Origin of the sequence: Rhodoferax sp. PAMC 29310, from assembly GCF_017948265.1 — a bacterium.
GTDB lineage: Bacteria > Pseudomonadota > Gammaproteobacteria > Burkholderiales > Burkholderiaceae_C > Rhodoferax.
This window is the reverse complement of sequence record NZ_CP072852.1, coordinates 1,275,023-1,294,791: the sequence shown is the minus strand read 5'-3', so window position 1 is coordinate 1,294,791 and position 19,769 is coordinate 1,275,023. Positions and strand designations below refer to the sequence as shown.

16 protein-coding genes and 1 pseudogene are annotated in these 19,769 nt (G+C 57.0%); 12 read left to right on the top strand and 5 right to left on the bottom strand.

What is annotated here, in order from left to right:
* The first annotated feature begins 4 nt into the window (after positions 1 to 4).
* From J8G15_RS05880 to J8G15_RS05840, 9 genes and pseudogenes are all read left to right on the top strand, one after another.
* A complete protein-coding gene (locus tag J8G15_RS05880) occupies positions 5 to 1,444 on the top strand; it encodes an NAD-dependent succinate-semialdehyde dehydrogenase (RefSeq protein ID WP_370627539.1) in 1,440 nt (479 codons plus the stop codon).
* Positions 1,445 to 1,530: 86 nt separating this feature from the next.
* Positions 1,531 to 3,243: an IlvD/Edd family dehydratase gene (locus J8G15_RS05875; protein WP_210546593.1), complete on the top strand. Its 1,713-nt coding sequence runs from the start codon at positions 1,531 to 1,533 to the stop codon at positions 3,241 to 3,243.
* A gap of 201 nt (positions 3,244 to 3,444) precedes the next feature.
* Complete coding sequence (locus J8G15_RS05870; protein ID WP_370627501.1) at positions 3,445 to 3,831, top strand: CBS domain-containing protein; 387 nt, start codon at positions 3,445 to 3,447, stop codon at positions 3,829 to 3,831.
* A gap of 230 nt (positions 3,832 to 4,061) precedes the next feature.
* Positions 4,062 to 5,693 carry a Re/Si-specific NAD(P)(+) transhydrogenase subunit alpha gene (locus J8G15_RS05865; protein ID WP_210546591.1) on the top strand — a complete coding sequence of 544 codons (1,632 nt, stop codon included), beginning with the start codon at positions 4,062 to 4,064 and terminating at the stop codon, positions 5,691 to 5,693.
* 15 nt (positions 5,694 to 5,708) lie between these two features.
* A complete protein-coding gene (pntB, locus tag J8G15_RS05860; protein ID WP_210546590.1) occupies positions 5,709 to 7,130 on the top strand; it encodes a Re/Si-specific NAD(P)(+) transhydrogenase subunit beta in 1,422 nt (473 codons plus the stop codon).
* Positions 7,102 to 8,244, top strand: coding sequence for a Gfo/Idh/MocA family protein (locus J8G15_RS05855; RefSeq protein WP_210546589.1), 1,143 nt, complete (start codon positions 7,102 to 7,104; stop codon positions 8,242 to 8,244). The genes pntB and J8G15_RS05855 overlap by 29 nt, the downstream gene beginning before the upstream one ends.
* A gap of 15 nt (positions 8,245 to 8,259) precedes the next feature.
* A pseudogene (locus J8G15_RS05850) lies at positions 8,260 to 8,553 on the top strand (NAD(P)(+) transhydrogenase (Re/Si-specific) subunit beta); the annotation flags it as partial.
* A 17-nt stretch (positions 8,554 to 8,570) separates the two neighbouring features.
* Positions 8,571 to 9,005 (top strand): BLUF domain-containing protein, encoded by a 435-nt coding sequence (locus tag J8G15_RS05845; RefSeq protein WP_210546588.1) that lies wholly within the window; start codon positions 8,571 to 8,573, stop codon positions 9,003 to 9,005.
* Between the two features lie 164 nt (positions 9,006 to 9,169).
* Entirely contained in the window at positions 9,170 to 9,859 is a 690-nt protein-coding gene (locus J8G15_RS05840; protein WP_210546587.1) for an NTP transferase domain-containing protein, read from the top strand.
* Between the two features lie 118 nt (positions 9,860 to 9,977).
* Here the strand turns inward: J8G15_RS05840 and J8G15_RS05835 are convergent.
* Positions 9,978 to 11,116, bottom strand: a protein-coding gene (locus tag J8G15_RS05835) for an IS3 family transposase (protein ID WP_210546586.1) whose coding sequence is annotated in 2 segments (ribosomal slippage) — positions 9,978 to 10,876 and positions 10,876 to 11,116 — 1,140 coding nt in all. Because the reading frame shifts where the segments join, the coding sequence is not laid out codon by codon here.
* A 139-nt stretch (positions 11,117 to 11,255) separates the two neighbouring features.
* Between J8G15_RS05835 and J8G15_RS05830 the strand changes: the two genes are divergently transcribed.
* The 3 genes from J8G15_RS05830 to J8G15_RS05820 all read left to right on the top strand — a co-directional run bounded on the left by J8G15_RS05830 (position 11,256) and on the right by J8G15_RS05820 (position 12,950).
* Entirely contained in the window at positions 11,256 to 11,735 is a 480-nt protein-coding gene (locus J8G15_RS05830; protein ID WP_210546585.1) for a low molecular weight protein-tyrosine-phosphatase, read from the top strand.
* Between the two features lie 5 nt (positions 11,736 to 11,740).
* Positions 11,741 to 12,508 (top strand): S1/P1 nuclease, encoded by a 768-nt coding sequence (locus J8G15_RS05825; protein WP_210546584.1) that lies wholly within the window; start codon positions 11,741 to 11,743, stop codon positions 12,506 to 12,508.
* 133 nt (positions 12,509 to 12,641) lie between these two features.
* A complete protein-coding gene (locus J8G15_RS05820; protein ID WP_210546583.1) occupies positions 12,642 to 12,950 on the top strand; it encodes a hypothetical protein in 309 nt (102 codons plus the stop codon).
* Positions 12,951 to 13,023: 73 nt separating this feature from the next.
* Here J8G15_RS05820 and J8G15_RS22030 read toward each other — a convergent pair whose 3' ends face one another.
* From J8G15_RS22030 to J8G15_RS21445, 4 genes are all read right to left on the bottom strand, one after another.
* Positions 13,024 to 13,575, bottom strand: a complete 552-nt coding sequence (locus J8G15_RS22030) for a 3'-5' exonuclease (protein ID WP_210546582.1) — start codon at positions 13,573 to 13,575, stop codon at positions 13,024 to 13,026.
* 236 nt (positions 13,576 to 13,811) lie between these two features.
* Entirely contained in the window at positions 13,812 to 15,908 is a 2,097-nt protein-coding gene (locus J8G15_RS05810; RefSeq protein ID WP_210547481.1) for a 3'-5' exonuclease, read from the bottom strand.
* Complete coding sequence (locus J8G15_RS05805) at positions 15,908 to 16,765, bottom strand: hypothetical protein (protein WP_210546581.1); 858 nt, start codon at positions 16,763 to 16,765, stop codon at positions 15,908 to 15,910. Before J8G15_RS05805 ends, J8G15_RS05810 begins: the two co-directional genes overlap by 1 nt.
* Positions 16,762 to 19,767 carry a site-specific DNA-methyltransferase gene (locus J8G15_RS21445; RefSeq protein ID WP_240538456.1) on the bottom strand — a complete coding sequence of 1,002 codons (3,006 nt, stop codon included), beginning with the start codon at positions 19,765 to 19,767 and terminating at the stop codon, positions 16,762 to 16,764. Before J8G15_RS21445 ends, J8G15_RS05805 begins: the two co-directional genes overlap by 4 nt.
* Between the last annotated feature and the right edge of the window lie 2 nt (positions 19,768 to 19,769).

The window sequence follows — 19,769 nt, the reverse complement described above, 5'->3', positions numbered from 1 at the left end:
TGGCTTGTACAGCGGCTACGGCCTTTTCATCAATGGCCAGTGGCGAGGTGCCAGTGGTGGCGAGGTACGCGAGGTCATCGACCCGACCAACGAGGAGATCATTGGTTACATACCGGTTGCTACACGCACCGACCTTGATGCGGCGGTGGATGCCGCCGACGCTGCCTTCCGCGTTTGGCGCCACACCTCACCCTGGGAGCGTTCGAAACTGTTGCACCGCACTGCATCGCTGATGCGTGAGCGCGCTGAAGACAATGCGCGTCTGATGTCGTCCGAGACAGGCAAGCCGCTGGCACAGGCACGCGGCGAAATCAACGACGCCGCCGACCAGTTCGATTGGTACGCAGGCGAGACTCAGCGCATTTACGGGCAGACCTTTCAAGCGCGCATGTCCGAGGTTCGCATGCAGGTTCGATTTGAGCCAGTGGGCGTAGTGGCAGCCTTCTCAGCTTGGAATTTTCCGGCTTTGCTGCCATCCCGAAAAATCGCTGCGGCTCTGGGCGCTGGCTGCACTGTAGTTGTCAAGCCTGCGAGCGAGGCCGCTGGCAGCTGCATGGCAGTGGTGCAGGCTTTGCACGACGCTGGCTTGCCACCGGGCACCGTCAACCTCGTCACCGGCGACTCAGGCTTCATCTCTGAGGTATTAGTCGGCTCGCCGAAGGTAGCAAAAATCACGTTGACTGGCTCCACCTCCGTGGGTCGTAAGATGCTGCATCTAGCCGCTGAAGGCATCAAGCGCGTGTCGATGGAACTTGGGGGTCACGCGCCAGTGCTGGTGTTTGAAGATGCCGACGTTGAGGAAGCGGCTGAGCAATGTGCGCGCTTCAAGTACCGAAATTGCGGTCAGGTCTGTGCGTCGCCGTCGCGATTTTTCGTGCACGAGAGCGTGTATGCGAGCTTCGTTGAACGCTTTGGCGCAGTTGCTCGTTCGCTCAAGGTGGGGCCGGGCCTGGCGGCGGATACAGACGTGGGACCCTTGGCCAACCGCCGTGGCCTGGTGCACGCACAGTCGTTGATTGCCGACGCGCTCGACCATGGCGCACGCTTGGTGGCTGGCGGCGCCCGCCCTGAAGGACTTGGAAATAAGGGCTACTACCTCGCACCCACAGCGCTGGCAGACGTGCCGCAGACAGCGCGCATCATGCAGGACGAGCCCTTCGGGCCAGTGGCACCGATTGCGAAATTCGCCAACTTTGACGAGGCCATCGCACTTGCTAACGCGACACCTTATGGGTTGGCGTCGTACCTGTTCACGCGTTCGCTGAAGACCGCTACGCTCGCCAGCGAGGCCATCGAAGCCGGCATGGTTGGTATCAACGAACTGGCCATCGCCAGTGCAGAGATGCCTTTCGGTGGTGTGAAGGACAGCGGCATGGGTCGAGAAGGTGGTGCACTTGGGGTGCGCGACTATCTGGAGGCCAAATACATAAAGACACGGCTGTAGGTTCGCAGGCGCGTTATTCAGTTCAACATCGGCAATCGACTCTATACACAACTCGGTTGCTCCAGTAGTTTCAATTAGGAGTCCTTATGGTAGATATTCCCGCCCACGGCATTGCACGCGGTCTCACCAACTACGGCGATCGCGCTTTTGCACTCTACCTGCGGCGCAGCTTCATCAAGTCGATGGGATATTCGACTGAACTTCTCGAACGCCCGGTGGTTGGCATCGCCTCCAGCGGTTCAGGATTCAACAACTGCCACCGCGCCATGCCCGAGCTGGTCGAGGCGGTCAAACGTGGCGTGCTTGCCGCCGGAGGGCTGCCGATCGAGTTTCCGACCATATCTTTGGGCGAGGTCTTCCTCAGCCCGACCAGTATGATGTTCCGTAACCTGATGAGTATGGACGTCGAAGAGATGGTCCGTGCGCAGCCGATGGACGCGGTGGTGCTAATCGGGGGTTGCGATAAGACCGTACCGGCGCAACTGATGGGAGCTGCCGCCGCTAACGTGCCGGCAATCCAACTCGTCACCGGGCCGATGATGACCGGCCGCCACGAGGGCGAACGCTTGGGCGCGTGCACCGACTGTCGGCGTTTTTGGGGAAGCTATCGTGCAGGCAAGATAGAACGCAAGACGATTGACGTCGTCGAAGGCCGGTTAGCCACCACGGCAGGGACGTGCGCGGTGATGGGTACCGCGAGTACCATGGCCTGCATCGCTGAGACTTTGGGAATGTCCCTGCCAGGCACGGCCGCCATCCCAGCGGTTCACGCGGATCGTCTGCGCGCGGCCGAGGCCAGCGGCGCGCAAGCGGTGCGGTTGATCCACAACCCAATTCGGCCGAGCCAAATCATTACGCCGAAATCGGTGCACAACGCACTGCGCGTGTTGTTGGCGCTGGGCGGCAGTACCAACGCGCTCATTCACCTGACGGCAGTGGCTGGACGGCTGGGCATTCCAGTCTCGCTTCATGATTTGAACGAACTGAGTGACACCACGCCGGTGCTAGTCGACTTAAAGCCGACCGGCGACAACTACATGGAAGACTTTTATGCCGCCGGCGGCATGAGCGCGTTGCTGCGGGAGTTGAAGCCGCTGCTGCACTTGGACACGATTTCGGTCACCGGGGAAACTTTGGGAGATCGTCTCGCCGCGGAGGAAGGCGCCTGGGCCGACCACCGCGTGGTGCGTAAGTTTTCGGAGCCTATCGAACCGGTGGGCGGCTTGGTGGCACTTTTTGGCTCGCTTGCACCAGGTGGCGCGATCCTCAAACGGTCGGCGGCCGACAAGACCTTGTTCGAGAAAGAGGCACGCGCAGTTGTCTTCAGCTCGCTACAAGATCTATCTGAGCGCGTCGACGATCCGGATCTTGACATCCAGGCAGACGACATCATGGTGTTGCAAAACGCTGGTCCGACTAGCGGCAGCGGCATGCCTGAGGCGGGCTACCTGCCGATTCCAAAGAAGCTGGCAGTGGCCGGTGTCAAGGACATGGTGCGCATTTCCGATGCGCGGATGAGCGGCACGGCGTTTGGCACGATCGTTTTGCACGTGACCCCTGAGGCCGCGGTAGGTGGTCCGTTGGCGCTGGTGCGTACTGGCGACCGTATCCGCTTGTCTGTGAAGGAGCGCCGCGTCGACCTTTTGGTCGATAAAGCCGAACTGGCGCGTCGGCGTGCCGATTTGCCTGCTCGGCCCGCACTGGCGCAGCGCGGCTACGCCAAGCTTTACCAGGACCATGTGATGCAGGCCGATGCTGGATGTGACTTTGATTTCCTGCGGGCAGCAGAGCAACCCTAGTGCCTGAACTGTAGGACTTTTACAGCTTTTCGCCTCGCTTGGTAGTGTTGGCAGGCCGCGCGACCCCTCGCGTATATCTAAGGTGGCTACCGAGAGCCACGAGAGGAAATCAAGATGAGAGTAAGTGACATCCTTCGATCGAAAGACCGGATCCCTTTGACCGTACATCCTGGCACCTTGCTCTCGCAATGTGTGATCACCATGGCTGACGAGGACCTGGGGTCATTGGTCGTGATGGATGGCCGCACGGTGGTTGGTCTGCTTACCTTCCGCGAGGTGATCTTCGTGCTGGCGCAGCGTCAAAAGGAGTTGCGCAGCGGGCCGACGCCACCTGTCGCCGAGCTCAAGGTGCGGGAGGTAATGAACTCGACGCCGATCTGCACCGCGCCCGAAGTCGAACTGCACAATCTCCGTGCGCTGATGATCAGTAAACACCAACGCTACATGCCCGTGCTTGACAGAGGCGAGCTGATCGGTGTGCTGTCATTTCACGATGTCGCTCGTGCCGTATTTGCAGAGCAGGATCAAGAGAATCGCATGTTGAAAAGCTACATCGGCGATTGGCCTCTCTTTCACACCCAACCTTAGCTTATTAGTTAATAACTGCAACGATGATTTCGAAAGCTTCAGGTGTGAATCAGAATCTGGTAAATGTTTAAGTCGTTGCAAGTCTTGGTTGATGCGCACTGTTCCTGCTATGGATTTCGCACTTAAGGCCAATCATTGATTTTTAGCGACCTATTTCTGATTCCCATACATTTTTGAAACATTTTTCCCTTCTTCATACTGTTTCAAACTCCTGCCTTGAGGTTTTTTTCATGATTTCTGTCCAACCGATCGACAATGCTACCAAAGGCGTTTCGGCCCCAATACCTCAACGTATTGGCGTGCCTAAAGAAATATTTCCAGGCGAAAAGCGCGTTGCCACGGTCCCTGATGCAGTGACCAAGCTGGTCAAACTCGGCTTTGCCGTAGTCGTGGAACAAGGCGCGGGCGACCTTGCTGACCTGTCGGACGACGCCTATGTGCAAGCCGGTGCAACGATTGTGCCCAACGCTGCGGCGCTGTGGAACGACAGCGACATCATCTTCAAGGTGCGCGCACCCACGCCAGACGAAGTGGCGCTGATGCACGAAGGCCAGACCCTGATTGGCTTTTTGTGGCCTGCCCAAAACCCCGATTTGATGCAGAAGTTTGCGGCCAAAAAGGTCACGGCGCTATCCATTGACGCACTGCCACGCACGCTCAGCCGCGCCCAGAAGATGGATGCACTGACCTCTATGGCCGGTGTCAGCGGTTACCGCGCCGTGGTCGAGGCGGCCAACGCTTTTGGCCGCTTCTTCAACGGCCAGATCACGGCCGCGGGCAAAGTGCCCCCCGCCAAGGTCTTCATCGCCGGCGCCGGCGTAGCCGGTTTGGCCGCGATTGGCGCTGCCGCCAGCTTGGGCGCCATCGTGCGCGCCAACGACACCCGCGCTGAAGTGGCCGACCAAGTCGTTTCGTTGGGCGGTGAATTCGTCAAAGTGGACTATGAAGAAGAAGGCTCGGGCGGCGGCGGCTACGCGAAGGTAATGAGCGAGGGCTTTCAGAGAGCCCAGCGCGAGATGTACGCCAAGCAGGCCCGTGAGGTGGACATCATCATCACCACCGCGCTCATCCCCGGCAAACCCGCGCCCAAGCTGATCACCGCCGAGATGGTTCGAAGCATGAAGCCCGGCAGCGTGATCGTAGACATGGCCGCCGAGCAGGGCGGCAACTGCGAATTGACCGAGCCCGGCAAGTCCGTGGTCACGCACGGTGTGACCATCGTCGGCTTCACGGACTTAGCCTCGCGCATGGCATGCCAGTCGTCCACGCTCTACGGCACCAATCTGTTCCGCCTGACGGAAGAGCTTTGCAAGACCAAGGATGGCGTCATTAACGTCAACATGGAAGACGACGCTATTCGAGGCCTCACTGTGGTTAAAAATGGTGAGATCACTTGGCCCGCGCCGCCGCTGGTCGCCGCGCCCAAACTGGCCGTAAAGCCGGCCACTGTGGTCAATGCAAAGAAAGGCCACAGTCACGGCGAATCCTCAGAGCCGATGCCCACTGGCAAGTTGGCCATTGTGGCTGGGACCACAGCCGTGTTGTTCGCGATGATTGGTGCTTACGCGCCAGCGGCGTTCTTGTCGCACTTTACGGTGTTTATATTGGCCTGCTTCGTGGGCTACATGGTGGTCTGGAACGTCAAGCCCGCGCTGCATACGCCACTCATGAGCGTGACCAATGCGATCAGCTCCATCATCGCAATCGGCGCATTGGTACAAATCTCGCCCATCGCCAATGCTGCCCAACGGCCCGACACGTTGATTATCGCGCTGGCCGCGGTGGCGCTCGTGCTGACTGCCATCAATATGTTTGGCGGCTTTGCCGTCACCCAGCGCATGCTGGCGATGTTCCGCAAATAAGAAGGAGACACTTTCATGTCCGCAAGCCTTTCAACGGTCTCCTACATCGGAGCTACCATTCTTTTTATCCTCAGCCTGGGCGGCCTGTCCAATCAGGAATCAGCCCGGCGTGGCAACTTGTTTGGCATGCTTGGCATGGCGCTCGCTGTCGCCGCCACCGTGTTTGGCCCACAAGTTACTGCCGCTGGCGTCCCTTGGATCGTCGGTGCCATGCTGCTGGGCGGTGCCATTGGCCTGTATGCCGCGCGCACTGTGCAAATGACGCAAATGCCCGAGCTCGTGGCGCTGATGCACAGCATGGTCGGTATGGCTGCCGTGTTGGTGGGCTACGCCACCTATGTGGATCCTGAAGCTTCCAAAAGCCTCGAGGGCGCGGAGCACGCGATCCATGCGATTGAAATTTACATAGGCATCTTTATTGGTGCGGTCACGTTCTCGGGCTCTGTGGCTGCTTTTGGCAAGCTGTCGGGCCGTATCGGTGGTAGCCCACTCTTGCTGCCCGGCCGTCACTGGCTGAATCTGGTTGGCCTTCTTGCAGTGATTTATTTTGGCAGGATGTTCTTGCAGGCGCCCACAATTGATGAAGGCATGCTCCCGTTATTCATCATGAGCGCCATCGCGCTGCTCTTCGGCATTCATATGGTGATGGCCATTGGCGGCGCAGACATGCCGGTGGTGGTGTCCATGCTCAACAGCTATTCGGGTTGGGCCGCGGCAGCCACCGGGTTCATGCTGGGCAACGACTTGCTGATCGTAACCGGCGCGCTGGTGGGATCCAGTGGCGCAATCCTGTCTTACATTATGTGCAACGCCATGAACCGCAGCTTCATCAGTGTGATTGCCGGAGGCTTTGGCACCGTAGCCGCTGCCCCCAAAGCGTCGGACGGTGCGTCAACCGAGCCTGCCGGCGAGGTCAACCCCATCCTTGCCACGGAGACAGCCGAGCTGCTGCGCGAGGCCAAGAACGTGATCATCGTACCCGGCTACGGTATGGCAGTGGCGCAAGCGCAGCACACAGTGTTCGAGATCACCAAGCACCTGCGCGAGAAAGGAGTGAATGTGCGTTTTGGCATTCATCCTGTGGCCGGGCGAATGCCTGGTCACATGAATGTACTGCTGGCCGAGGCACGGGTGCCTTATGACATCGTGTTTGAGATGGACGAACTCAACGACGACTTCGCCGGCACCGATGTGGCCATGATCATCGGTGCGAACGACATCGTGAACCCGGCAGCGCAGGATGACCCTACCAGTCCGATCGCCGGTATGCCGGTGCTTGAGGTCTGGAAGGCGCGGACCTCCATCGTGATGAAGCGCAGCATGGCTTCGGGCTACGCTGGTGTCGATAACCCGCTGTTCTACAAAGATAACAACCGCATGCTCTTCGGCGACGCCAAGAAGATGCTTGATGAAGTATTGGTCGCATTGCGCGGCTGAAGCGACGATCCTGCCGAGTTCGCGCAGCCAGGAATTGAGGCAAATAGCGCCTCGATTTTTACAGCATCCAAAATTTAATTACTCAACTGGAGAAAATCTGATGTCATTTACACCTATCAACGTTGGCTGCCTCGGCATGGGCTGGTGGTCCGATGTTCTGGCCGATGCTATGAAGCGCTCGGACAAATTTGTCATTCGATCGTGCTACACGCGTTCGGAAGACAAACGCGCGGCGTTTGCCACGAAGTACGGCTGCGCTGAAGCGAGCACCTACGAAGAGATGCTGGCTGACAAATCGATTGACGCCATCATCAACACCACGCCTAACAACGTGCACCTGGAAACCACACGTCAGGCCGCTGAAGCCGGCAAGCATGTATTTCTTGACAAGCCGATTGCCAATACCCTGGCAGAAGGACGCGCTATCACCGAGGCCTGTCGCAAGGCCGGCGTCGTTCTAGCCCTGGGCTACCAGCGCCGGCGAGAGAGCCAGTTCCGCTGGATCAAGCAGCAAATCGACGCCGGGGTGTTTGGCAAACTGGTCAACGCAGAAGCCAACATCAGCCGTGACCGTTTGGGTAAGATCGACCTGACTTCTTGGCGCTATCAAGCTGAAGGCATGCCGGGCGGCGTGATGCTGCAAATTGGCGTCCACTATGTCGATGTGCTCGAATACCTGATGGGTCCGATCGTGGCAGTCAGTGGACAGGCGGCACAACTGGTGCTACCGGGTGACAACCCCGATGTGGCGTCGCTGTTGCTGCAGCATGAGAGCGGGGCGCTCTCGACCGTCAATGCAAGTTATGCTTCTGCAACCGAAAATTATGTGATGAACATATATGGCAAGGAAGCCAGCGCCTATTTCGACCTGCATAGCGGCCTGCGTTTCATTAAACGCGGCACAGAAAAAGTAGAGGCAATCCCCTTCACTAAAAACGATACCTTCGTAGACGAACTCGATGAGTTCGCAGCGGCTGTCCGAGGGCAAGGAACTCCTGAAACAGGGGGCGAATATGCCACCCGTTCCCTCGGTGTGATTCGCGCAGGCATTATTTCAGCCCGGGAAGGTCGTCGGGTGCAACTCGCGGAAGTGCTCGCCGACCCCAACGCTTAGTTTTCCACTCCGCGCCTCGTGTTTGAAATAGATGAGTTCAACGATGACTTTCCCGATACGGATGTGAATATCGTGATCGGTGCCAATGACATCGTAAACTCGGCGGCGCAGGATGACCCTACCTGCCCGATCGCCGGCATGCCAGTGCTGGAAGTTTGGAAGGCACGAACATCCATTGTGATGAAGCGCAGCATGGCTTCGGGCTACGCTGGTGTCGATAATCCGATGCTCTACAAAGATAACAACCGCATGCTCTTCGGCGATGCCAATAAGATGCTTGATGAGGTGTTGGTCGCGTTGAAGACATAGAAATCTAAGGAGAATTGATGTACTACATGATTTACGTTAGCCAAGCAAAAAAGCCGATGAATACAGCGGAGCTCGATCAGTTGCTGTCACAGAGCCGAAAATGGAATACCGCGATGGGCCTTACAGGCCTATTGATCTACAGATACTCAACCGACAGCGACACCGGGCACTTCATCCAGATGCTTGAAGGTGACGAAAGCGAAGTGCGCTCACTGTTTGACAAAATTAAGCGCGACAAGCGCCATCACACCGTCCTGACCTTTGGCTCTGGCGAAATAGAAAGCCGAATGTTCAGCGAGTGGTCAATGGGCTTCAAGAATGTCGATGACGCGCTTTTTTCCGAGTTACCCGGGTACGCACGCATCGGTGAAGCATCCTTCGACCCGGCAGCATTTCAGCAATCAAACACAGCTGCTCTGGATCTGTTGAAGTTCTTCCACGACGCGCACTGAACCGTGCGCAGCATAGTTCGATCGGCCGTCACGATGAGACACACTGTTGATGCGATAGAAGAGTGCCATCAAGAGGGCGCGGTGGGTTCAGGCACCAGGAAGCAAAGCTACATTTTCTTGAATAACCGGTGCACATCTGACCGCCATATGCTGTGTATGAGCACATGACCGCTTCCGTCACAGCATCACCTCCGCCGGCCGCTACCCTGTTGGCCGCAGGACTGGGGTTGCGCTTAGGCGGCATGCCCAAGTCCGCTTTACTGATTGACGGACAGAGCCTGTTCGAACGGCTCGCGCAGGCCCTACGGCAGGCCGGCATCGACAACATCAGTGTCGTGATCGGCCCGTATGCAGAAACCCTGGTGCCGCTAGCCCGTCGCAGCGGAGTGCGGGTGGTGCACCGCCGTGTGCCCGATGCCCAGCTCGTGCAGTCGCAGCGGCTGGCAGTGCAAGACCACATACAGCACCAGTTCGGTCGCGACCTGATGCTGCTTGTGGCCGACCTGCCCCTGCTGACGGGCGAACATGTTGTGCACTTGCTCGAGGCATGGCGGGAGCGTCCCGCCCGGATACACGCACAGGTGCCGATGGTCCATGGTGTGCGAGGTCATCCAGTCTGCCTATCCTGGCCAGCTGTCCAGGCGGTGGCCCAGCCGTTTTTGGGTGGCGTGCGAGAGTGGCTTATCGGAGCTGGTGAGGCAACGCAGGTGTTAGACACAGTGCATGAGGCGTACATTACGGACCTGGACACAGCCGCCGATCTTGACTCGGTACGCCATCGCTTGCATCCACTGCCAGTGACGTGGCCGTCAGAACTGCGCCAGACAGCCGCGCCTGCTCAGCCTCTGGCCTGAAGCGCTGACACCATGGCCTTCTTATGAATAAGCGGCTTGAATTACCGCCTTCGCATCAAGAAGCGCCCGTACAAGTTGCGGAGGCTTGATGGACTTCACCCGCTTTCGTAGACAAATTTCAGCTTCCAGTTCGAAGCTGCTCGAATGCCAGCGGGCTCAGTTGGTCTAGGTGACTGTGCCTGCGGACTCGATTGTAAAAACCCTCTATGTAATCAAACACGTCGGACTTGGCTTCCTGTCGGGAAGCATAGATACGCCACTTGATTCGTTCCTTCTTCAAGCTGCTGAAGAAGGACTCTGCAACTGCATTGTCCCAACAGTTTCCCCGGCGACTCATGCTGGGCACCAACTGGTTGTCTTTGCACCAGCGGTTGAAATCATCACTACCAAACTGGCTGCCCTGGTCCGAATGAATCATCACCGGGGTCTTCGGGCGCCTGCGCCACACGGCCATCATCAGCGCGTCCAGCACCAGCTCGGTGGCCATGGTGGAATTCATGGACCAGCCCACGACGGAGCGTGAGTACAGGTCAATCACAACGGTCAAATACAGCCAGCCCTCGTGGGTGCGTATATAAGTGATGTCAGTGACCCAAACCTGGTCGAGCTGGGCGACTGTGAATTCCCGTTGCAACCGATTGGGTGCGGTGGTGGCTGGCATCCCAATCCTGTAGCGTGGACGCTTATAGCCACGCACAGAGCGCAGTTGAGCTTGACGCATCAGGCGTGCCACACGTTTCTCGCCACATGCAATACCGGCCTCACGCAGGTCACAGTGAACGCGTGGGCTGCCGTAGATACCCAGACTGTCCTCAAAGGACTGTTTGATGTTTAGCAATAGGGATTCATCGGCCAGGCTGCGCGATGACTTTGGCCTAGTCTGCCGGGCGTAGTAGCCGCTGCGCTGAATCCGAAGCATCCGGCACATGCTGCTCACGCGAAACTGGCTTTGATGCGCTGCCATGAATGCGTACTTCACCCGGACAGTTTGGCAAAGTACGTTGCGGCCTTTTTTAGGATGTCACGCTCCTCGTTGGCCTTTTTGAGTTCAGCCTTGAGGCGGGACACCTCTGCCTTGAGCGAAGCGTTTTCACCACTACCAACGCCTTGCTGCTGTTGAGCAAGGCGCACCCAAAGGTAGAGGCTTTTGTCCGACATGTCAAGGCGCTTGGCCACATCCACTACCCCGCGACCGCGCTGGGTCACTTGCTTGACTGCCTCAGCTTTGAATTCCGCTGGGTATCTGACTCTCTTCATGACTAACTCTCCAGTTCAATTTCGACCTTAACAGGTGTCTATTAAAGCGGGTGAAGTCCAAAGACCTGCCTCGACGCAAGCAGATTCCCATTGACGCGGGTGAAGTCCAGCTCTTGGCTTCTACATAGGAAAATAGGTCATGTCTTCCTATTCCATTCTCTTCGTTTGCATGGGCAATATCTGTCGCAGTCCAACCGCTCACGGCGTCTTTCGTCAGATGGTGACGGATCAAGGTCTCGCCCAGTGGGTAAATATCGATTCAGCCGGCACCCACAACTACCACCCCGGCAGCCCAGCTGATGCTCGGTCTCAGCACCATGCCCTCAAGCGTGGGTATGACCTGTCAGACCTGAGGGCTCGCCAAATCACCGACAGTGACTTCGAGACCTACGACTTGATATTGGCGATGGACTGGGACAACCTGGCGCTGATTCAGGCTGCCTGCCCCGATGCCCACCAGGGCAAGGTCAGACGTCTGACCGAGTTTTGCCAGCGTCAAGACAGCCCGGTCGTTCCGGACCCTTACTACTGTGGAGATCAAGGCTTTGAGCAGGTTCTGGACTTGGTGGAGGACGCCTGTGAAGGACTGATCAAGCACGTCAAAGGGCACGCCAAGTGACAGGGGTGATCCGAAACGTCACACTGGCCCTGACAGCTTTTATTGCGTTTTCTCAGCCGAGTCCTGTCCTGGCCTGGGGCGTTCAAGGGCACAAGGTGGTCGCCAATCTGGCGCAAGCCCAGTTGAGTGCCCCGGCCCGACGCGAAGTTGATCGCTTGTTGGCGCTGGAACCGGGCGAAACACTGGCGTCGATCTCGACCTGGGCCGATGAGCACCGTAACCCAACCACCGCAGGCTGGCATTACATCAACTTCCCCCGGGACACCTGTACCTTCGACAAAGAACGGGATTGCCCAGGTGGTCAGTGCGTTGTCGGCGCGATTGAGAAGCAGGTGGCTGTGTTGCGCTCCAATGCGCCAGATGAGCGCCGACTGGCCGCCCTGAAGTACCTGGTGCATCTGGTGGCCGATGTTCACCAACCGCTTCATGGTGGCTACCGCGATGACAAGGGCGGCAACACCTATCAGGTTCAAGCATTCGGACGAGGGTCAAACCTGCACGCTTTATGGGACAGTGGGTTGATCAAAAGCATGGATGAGGACGTTGACACCCTGGCTGCTCGGCTGCAGCGAACGCCTGCCTCCAAGAGCGTAAGCGACCTGAACCTGGTCCACGCCGCAGAAGAGTCTTGCCGGATTGTTGGTGAGCCAGGTTTCTACCCGGAACGCAAGGTGCCCGCGGTCTACGTGGACCGCTACCTGCCAACCCTGGATCAACGCTTGAAAACGGCGGGGTCTAGATTAGCCGGTTTGCTCAATCAGGCACTGGATTAGCGGCAGAATACAGGGCGTGGGATGGGGTTGAAATAGATCGTTACTCTGCGTCAAAAGTCACGCTTTGACCCGGCCCTGCGTGCTAATCTGCTCTCGGCATCTCAACCAACCCATCTCTACCGAGAACACTTCTATGATCAAGTCTGTTTCACTCGCCCTTGGTACCGTACTTGCCATCAGCGCGATGTTTTCTCAGGTCGCTGCCGCAGCAACGCCGGCCGCATCAGAGTGTTCGGCTAAAGCCGTCAGCAAGGCGGGTAAACCGCTTGCCGGTGCCGCCAAGAACGCATTCATGAAAAAGTGTGAAGCTGACAGCGGTGGCGCGGCAGCTCCATCGGGTTGCGCCGACAAGGCCATCAGCAAGGCCGGGAAGCCTTTGGCTGGCGCTGCCAAGACCGGATTCCTGAAGAAGTGCGAAGCAGATGTGCTGGCGGGAAAGTAGCTTGGAACTCATAGTCAAGTTGCTCAGAGACGCTAATTCCGAGTCTTCACTCGACTCAATATGACCGTGATCTTTAGTTCTGGGACAGCCGCAGGCTGAACTTGGAGTCGGCACTGCTGGTCAGTATCAACTGTGAGGTGGCACGGGTACTGGCAACGTAAAAGAGTTGAGCCTCTGTCTGCTCATCCTCGCCCTCGGTGGGCAGCTGGCCAATGCCGGGCAGGGCGACGTTGGGAAACTCTAGGCCCTTGCTCAGGTGCATCGTCAAGACCTTGATCCAGTCCGCTGCCGGGTTGAAACTGCCCGATTTTCGGCGCACCTGGTGGGGCAGCCGCTTTCGCTCAAGCGCGTCCTGTGGACCGTACCCCTCCCTTGTCCATTCATAGTCACTCTCAGGGTCCTTGATCAATGCCCACTCATACCCATCAGGCTCACTCACACTGAGCATGTAGTTTTTTTCGAAGATCGGACCTACACGATCTGGCAAGGTCTCAAGTGTCCAAGCCTGGGCAGCTTGGTTGCCGCAATATGCAACTTGCCCTGTTTGATCGATCTCATTCGCCAAAAATTCTTCGCCAACACAGTGGTAGCAGATCCACTTTTCATCATCATGATATTCAGACATCAATTGCTTCCAGATTTTTAGCTCAATGTGTTTTCATCTTGGAAAGTTGGGCGTTGGCAGCCCTCACCTGGCACGTTCTCGGGGTACTGCGGTACATCACCACAGCTGCCAGCTGTCACCGTCACTGACCATGCCGGGATTGGAGCAATTCAACGAAGTTCCCTAGCTCCCTGCCGCACGGTCTTTTATGGGCAAGTCGTGTCGAGTTCTTGACCGTCGCAAGTCAAGTTTCATCTTCAGTGACCTGTCGGCCGTAAGTCATCCAGAAACTCCGAAGCCGGTTCGGTCGCAGTCACCAGCAACTGATCGCGTGCTCGGGTACAGGCGACGTACAGCAGGTGCCTTTCTGTGTCGTACACTTCTTGCAAGTCGGCATCGTCACCGACGGTCTCAATGCGCTCCTGTAGAGGGATGACCTCATCGTCACAAGCCATCACGACAACCGCACGAAATTCCAGCCCTTTGGCCAGGTGCATGGTGATGATGGATACGTGACCGCTGACGGATTCGACGTACTCATCAAGCACCTTGAACGGAAGGCCAGAGGCTGAAACTGCAGCTTGCGCCCGAGGGAACAGGGCTTCTGAGCGAACAAACACGCCGAATTCTTCCGGCAGGATGCCGGCATTGGATTGTGCTGTCAGCCATGCGCCTACAACTTCAATCTCGTCACTTTCGGTCTTTCCGACCTGAATCCTCGGAGGAGCGCCATTGAAGACTGACACCGTGTCACTGCGAGTCTCGATGTTGCCATCCACATCCACAGCCTGATCCCCCAACAATCGGTCAGCCTGCTGCCTGATTTGGTGGGATGTCCGGTAGTTGATGCGCAACGTGCGCGACCTGCCGCGAATGTCGACACCCAAGGACTTCCAGGAAAACGGTTGCTGAAAAATGCGTTGACCCAGGTCCCCGGCAAAAAACAACGCGTCGGGGCGGGACGCGCCTAGCGCAGCCAAAAACCGAAGGTGTGCTACGCTGAGATCCTGTGCCTCGTCCACGACGGCAAAGTCGAAGGGAGGGTGTTTGCTGTTCGAAACCACTGCGGCTAGGCAGGTGAACATGCCCGCGTGCGTGATCAACTTCTGCATAGCCAAGGCGCTGCGCACTTGCTCGAAAATGGACCATAAAACCGCCCGCTGGGGTTCCGGTAACCGGGTTTTTCTGCCCAAGCGTGTGACATCGCGGTATTCATCCCAGCTCGTCAACTGCCAGGCGTCCACAATATGTTCCCATTCAGTCATCAGAAAATGCAGGCTGAATTTGTGGTCGCCAACAGTGCTGGATGCGGCGCTAAGCATCATTCGGACGGCGTCTCGGCTTGCGAGCGTGATCGGGCCAAACTGGGCTTTGTACAGACGCAGAGCTATGGATTTGAGGGACGCTACATCGATGCGCTCTGCTAGGCGAGGCTCGCTGCCGAGCAGTCGCTTCAGCTTGGTGTGCAGGGCGCTGGCCAACGTGTCCGAAAAAGTGGTGAGCAACACCCTTGCGTCCGGGTTGCTGCGTGCCAGGTGTGCAGCGCGGTGCAGCGCGACAATGGTTTTTCCAGTGCCAGCTGAGCCCGACACACGGGCCGGACCCGTGTAATCCCGCTCCACCCATTGGCGCTGCTCTGGGTGCAAAAAGACCGTCCACTTGTCCCAAGGAAAGCTCAGAGCGGTCTCTAACTCGGCCACGTTGCTCATTACACGGAAACGGCGTTGCGCATCAGGATGGTCGAACGGATTGACTGTCGCCACGGCCGTTGCAGGCACACGCGGTTTGCCGCCGGTAGCCAGCTCCAAAAGTGCCTCTGCTGCCTCAGCCGGTAGGTGGTCGGCTAGAGCAAGTAATGTGTCCTCAGTGGCTGCTTTGACGTCGTCTAGCCATTCCGGGGGGACGCCGTAACCCAACAATTCTGGGTCCGCTCTATTGGCAAACAGCAGTTTGGGAGGGGGGCGCGGCCTGGGTGCTAGGGGCAATTCTGACTGCACGTAAACCGGAACGACCACGTGTTGCACCGTCTCCCGCACTTCGACCAACTGCGCAGCGCCAGTGATAGGGTGGGTTTCCAGCTTACGCCGGGCTGCCCAGTCGTAAGCTCGATCGTGGTGATCCACATAACACAGCAACAAACTGACTTGCGTTTTGTGAAGAACGATGCGGATGTCGCTACCCGCGCGCGCTGACCAGAAGTGCTTGTCTTTTGACTGCTCGATCCGGTGCAAGCTCATACTAGGGTGAGCGGGGTTCAGTTGCAGGTCAAACGCGGTGGTTTTGACCGCTTTTTGTTCGTCGCCGGTCAGGCGTGCCAGGCTGTCGGTGAAGGTATCGGCGATGCGAAATTCCATCATTTATTTCTCACAGTTTGGACCAAGGTGCGTATACCGCCAACCACCCCAGACCGGGCCTTCATAGTGAAAAGATCAAAATCATTTTTGATCCTTAAGCTGTCATATATGAAGTCAGTCGGAATATTGACTTTAGATACGATCCGATCCGGCGAGATGGGTGCTCTAGCCTTGATTCCCATGGCCGAGTCGTAGGTCATCGCGAGCAAGTCAGATTCATGGAGCTTGAGTGCAAAAACAATTCCACCTTGTTGGCTGTCTAAGGCCAATGCGGCTTTTTTCTGGACTGGTTGTAGTTCGGAAAGTCTTTTAGACAGCCAGCAGAGATCAACGGTTTTCGGTCGGGATCGTTCGATTTGGTCAGGGTGGCTGTTCATTGACCGCAGGTAGTTGAATTCAACCTGCATCTGCGACATGTGTTCACCGCGAATTGAATCGTCTGTGACGTATCGGCTTAGGTCGACCAGGGCACGTCTAACACTGCGGAGTTTTTCTCCCCCTGCGAATTCACGCGTCGCATATAGCAATGCTCGAGTACTGATCTCCGTCAGGAAGGTTGGGCTTGACTCTGAATCTGCGAAGTCGCTTTCCGAAAATGACGCCAGGACAGCAAAGCCTCCTGTATCACCTCCGCTCCAATTCATGACGTTGAATACATCCACAATCGATCTCAGGTCTTCTTTGGTGAAATTGTTCCGGTCGTAGCTCAGCCCTTGGCGTTCAATGGCATTTCCGTTTTCGCATGATGTCCCATGAAAGACAATCCATGGGTCTTCTTCAAACTTGTCAGAAAAAAGGCGGCCTAGCGCGACGCGATTGAGATCGAACTCCTCAGTGGTGACCGGCCTTCCAGTCATACCTTGAATACCTTCATCACCTCATCCCCCAAGTGATTGATGACCTTCACCGCAATCCGCCCCGACTTCGGTTTGTCGAAGGGTCGCGAGGTGTCGCTGTTCAGTGTGTCCCAAGCTTCCTTGTCGATTTCGGTTTTGAGCGTGGTCTTGAGGGCGCTATAGGGGTCGTTGGCACCCAAAAAGTAGGCGTGGCGCACGAAGAAGCTCTCTTCGTTGTAGTCGGTGTCGATGAACCAGCAGGCGATGCCGTCAGCGCCGTGGCTGATGACCTCGCCGGTTTGGGGTTTGAACACGTCCACGCCGTTGACTTTGATCATCAATTTGGCACCCGCTGCGACGGTGTAGGTCTCTTTGCCGGCCGTCACCACTTTGAGGCTCTTGCCGTCCAGGCTGAGGATGTCGATGTCTGGCTCACCAAAGATGACGAACAGGTTGCCTTTGCCGGTGTTCTTGAGGTCTTCGGCCATGTGCAGGTCGGCATTCATGCGGGCCTTGAGCACGGGGATTCTGCCCAGCTTTGAAAATTCGGTGGCATGGGCTTCGTAGTTGAAGGCGCAGGCAATCAGCACGTCAAAGTCTGCATCGCCACACTCGCGAGCAGCCTCGACTAGGTCACTTCGCTGTACCGTGCCGAACTCTGGGCCGATGAAAATTCCTGCGCGCTTTTCGATGTCACCTTCCATGTAGCGGCCCTCGGCACAAACTGCGCCTTCGCCTGGCCAAGGGGTGATCGAGATGAAGGTGATGCGGTCTGCCTTGTGGGCCTGCTGCACGCCAGCGGTTTTAAGGTTGTCCAGAATCAACTGCGGAAAAGACTGACGAGCGTGGTTTTCGGCTTTTGGCTCGTTAAGGGTGTCAATCAGCTCGTCGTTCTCATCCACGCCCAACATTCGGTGCGGGCTGAGCGATTCCACCGTGAAGGGGCCTGCCACGCGTACGGCCTTGTTGTTGCCATACGGTTTGTCGTACAGGTACTCATACTCGGCTTTGGCGGCGATCGATGCATCAATCTCCTTTTGCCGGGCAATCCGGGCCTGCCACCAATCGGCGTGCAGTTTGACTTGGTCTTCAGGCCAGGCGTCAACCGGACGCTCTGGCAGTGTCGTCAGCGTGTATGCCCGCTTTAAGTTGTGATTGATTGCATGAAGGTTATCTGCAATCTTGCCTGGATTTGCATCTCGCTTGAGACCCTGTTCGGCTTTGAGCGCATGGAAAATAGTCTGCGTGCTTTTGTCCCAAGCCTCTTCCGAGGCACGGGGGATCTCCCACTCCTGCCAAGCAACCTTGCGGGCGGCGTTGAGCTTGTCGCGCAGAGGCTCAAGGGTGGCTTGCCAGTTGTCCCAGATGACGTCGATCTCGGCGTTGTTCGCGATGGATTTCAGTGTGATGTGCGGTACGCGCTCATAGACAAAGCCGTGGCGGATGTTGCCCTGCACCGGCTGCGTGCTGGGTGCGGTGCGGGTAACCTCTGCTTCCTTGGTTTTCCCCTCTCGCGAGTCAGCCAGCAGGTAAAACGGATAGCGGGCGCCCATGATGCGAGCGCGAGCCAACGCCAACGCTACCCGCGAGGTATCGACTGTGATCCAGCGACGACCCCATTGTTCGGCGACGGTGGCGGTTGTCCCACTCCCGCAGGTTGGATCGAGTACGAGGTCGCCGGGATCAGTGGCCATCAGGATGCAGCGCTGTACCAATTTTTGCGCAGACTGTACAACGTAGGTTTTGTTTTCAGTAAAGCTTCCTGTTGCCATGTCATCCCAAACGTTTCCAATAGGAAAGACTGGGAAATCAACTAGCCGCCGGACGTAACGAAGCGCCTTTCCACCTTGGGTAACGCGTGCCGCGAGAATTAGGCGATTCATTCCTTCCGTGTTGGTTTTCCAACCACCATTGCCTGGTAAATACGATTTATTTCTGAACGTGATCGCTTCGCGTGTGGTCGTTCCACCGGACTGTGATGTCAAATTGTCTGAGGTCACCAAGTGCCAACCCTGATCAGAATAGTCACGCGCGAAGTCTTCGTCATTGGTTAGTGGCCTTACTTCAGCACCGTCGATAGACTGGATGCGGTTATAAAGCGCCGCGCCTGTTTTTCCCGCTTCCTTTTCCATAAGCGGTTGACGGTACTTTAATGAATCCGAGTTCTTGGCAAACCACAATAAGAAGTCGCAAGTGCCGGCTAGATGTTGAGACGTGGCACTAGTCGTTTTAACGACGGTAATCTGTGAAACAAGGTTTGCTTCGCCAAACACCTCATCCAGTACCGCCCGCACTCGGTGTACGTTTTCATCACCAATTTGCACAAAAATAGATCCTGATTCCGTCAACAAGTCCCGTGCCACTGTCAGCCGATCGCGCAGATAAGTCAGGTACGAGTGGATGCCATCGCGCCAAGTGTCTCGAAACGCTTTGACCTGCTCGGGCTCGCGGGTGATGTGGTCTGCCTTGCCATCTTTCACATCACGACTGGTGGTACTCCACTGAAAATTGCTATTAAATTTGATGCCGTAGGGCGGGTCAAAGTAGATGCACTGCACCTTGCCACGCAGGCCCTCGCGCTCGGCCAGGCTGGCCATGACCTGCAAGCTGTCGCCCAGGATCATGCGGTTGGTCCAGTTCTGGTCGTGCTGGTAGAACTCAGTCTTGTCTGCACCTTTCGGGATGCCGTTGAAGTCTGAAAACAGGTCTGCCGTGGTCTGCCCGGCGTCGTTCTCGCGTTCTTTGGTGGTGCGCAGCAGGTCGTCAATCAGCACCTTGGGATGAACTTTTTCCTGGATATAGAGAGGCGGCGCATTGACCACCAGGTCGCTCCAGTCTTGCTCGTCCTTGCCTCGCCAGACCAATTGCGGGTCGAGGTCGGTGTTGCGCGGATAACGAATCTGTTTGGGTGCGGTTTGCTCACGTGATGCAATGGATTGTTGTTCGACAGACGGGATATTTTTGCGCTTGGCGTCGTCGTGGGTGAGGGTTTCGACCGACTTGGTGATGGTTTTGGTGGCCATGT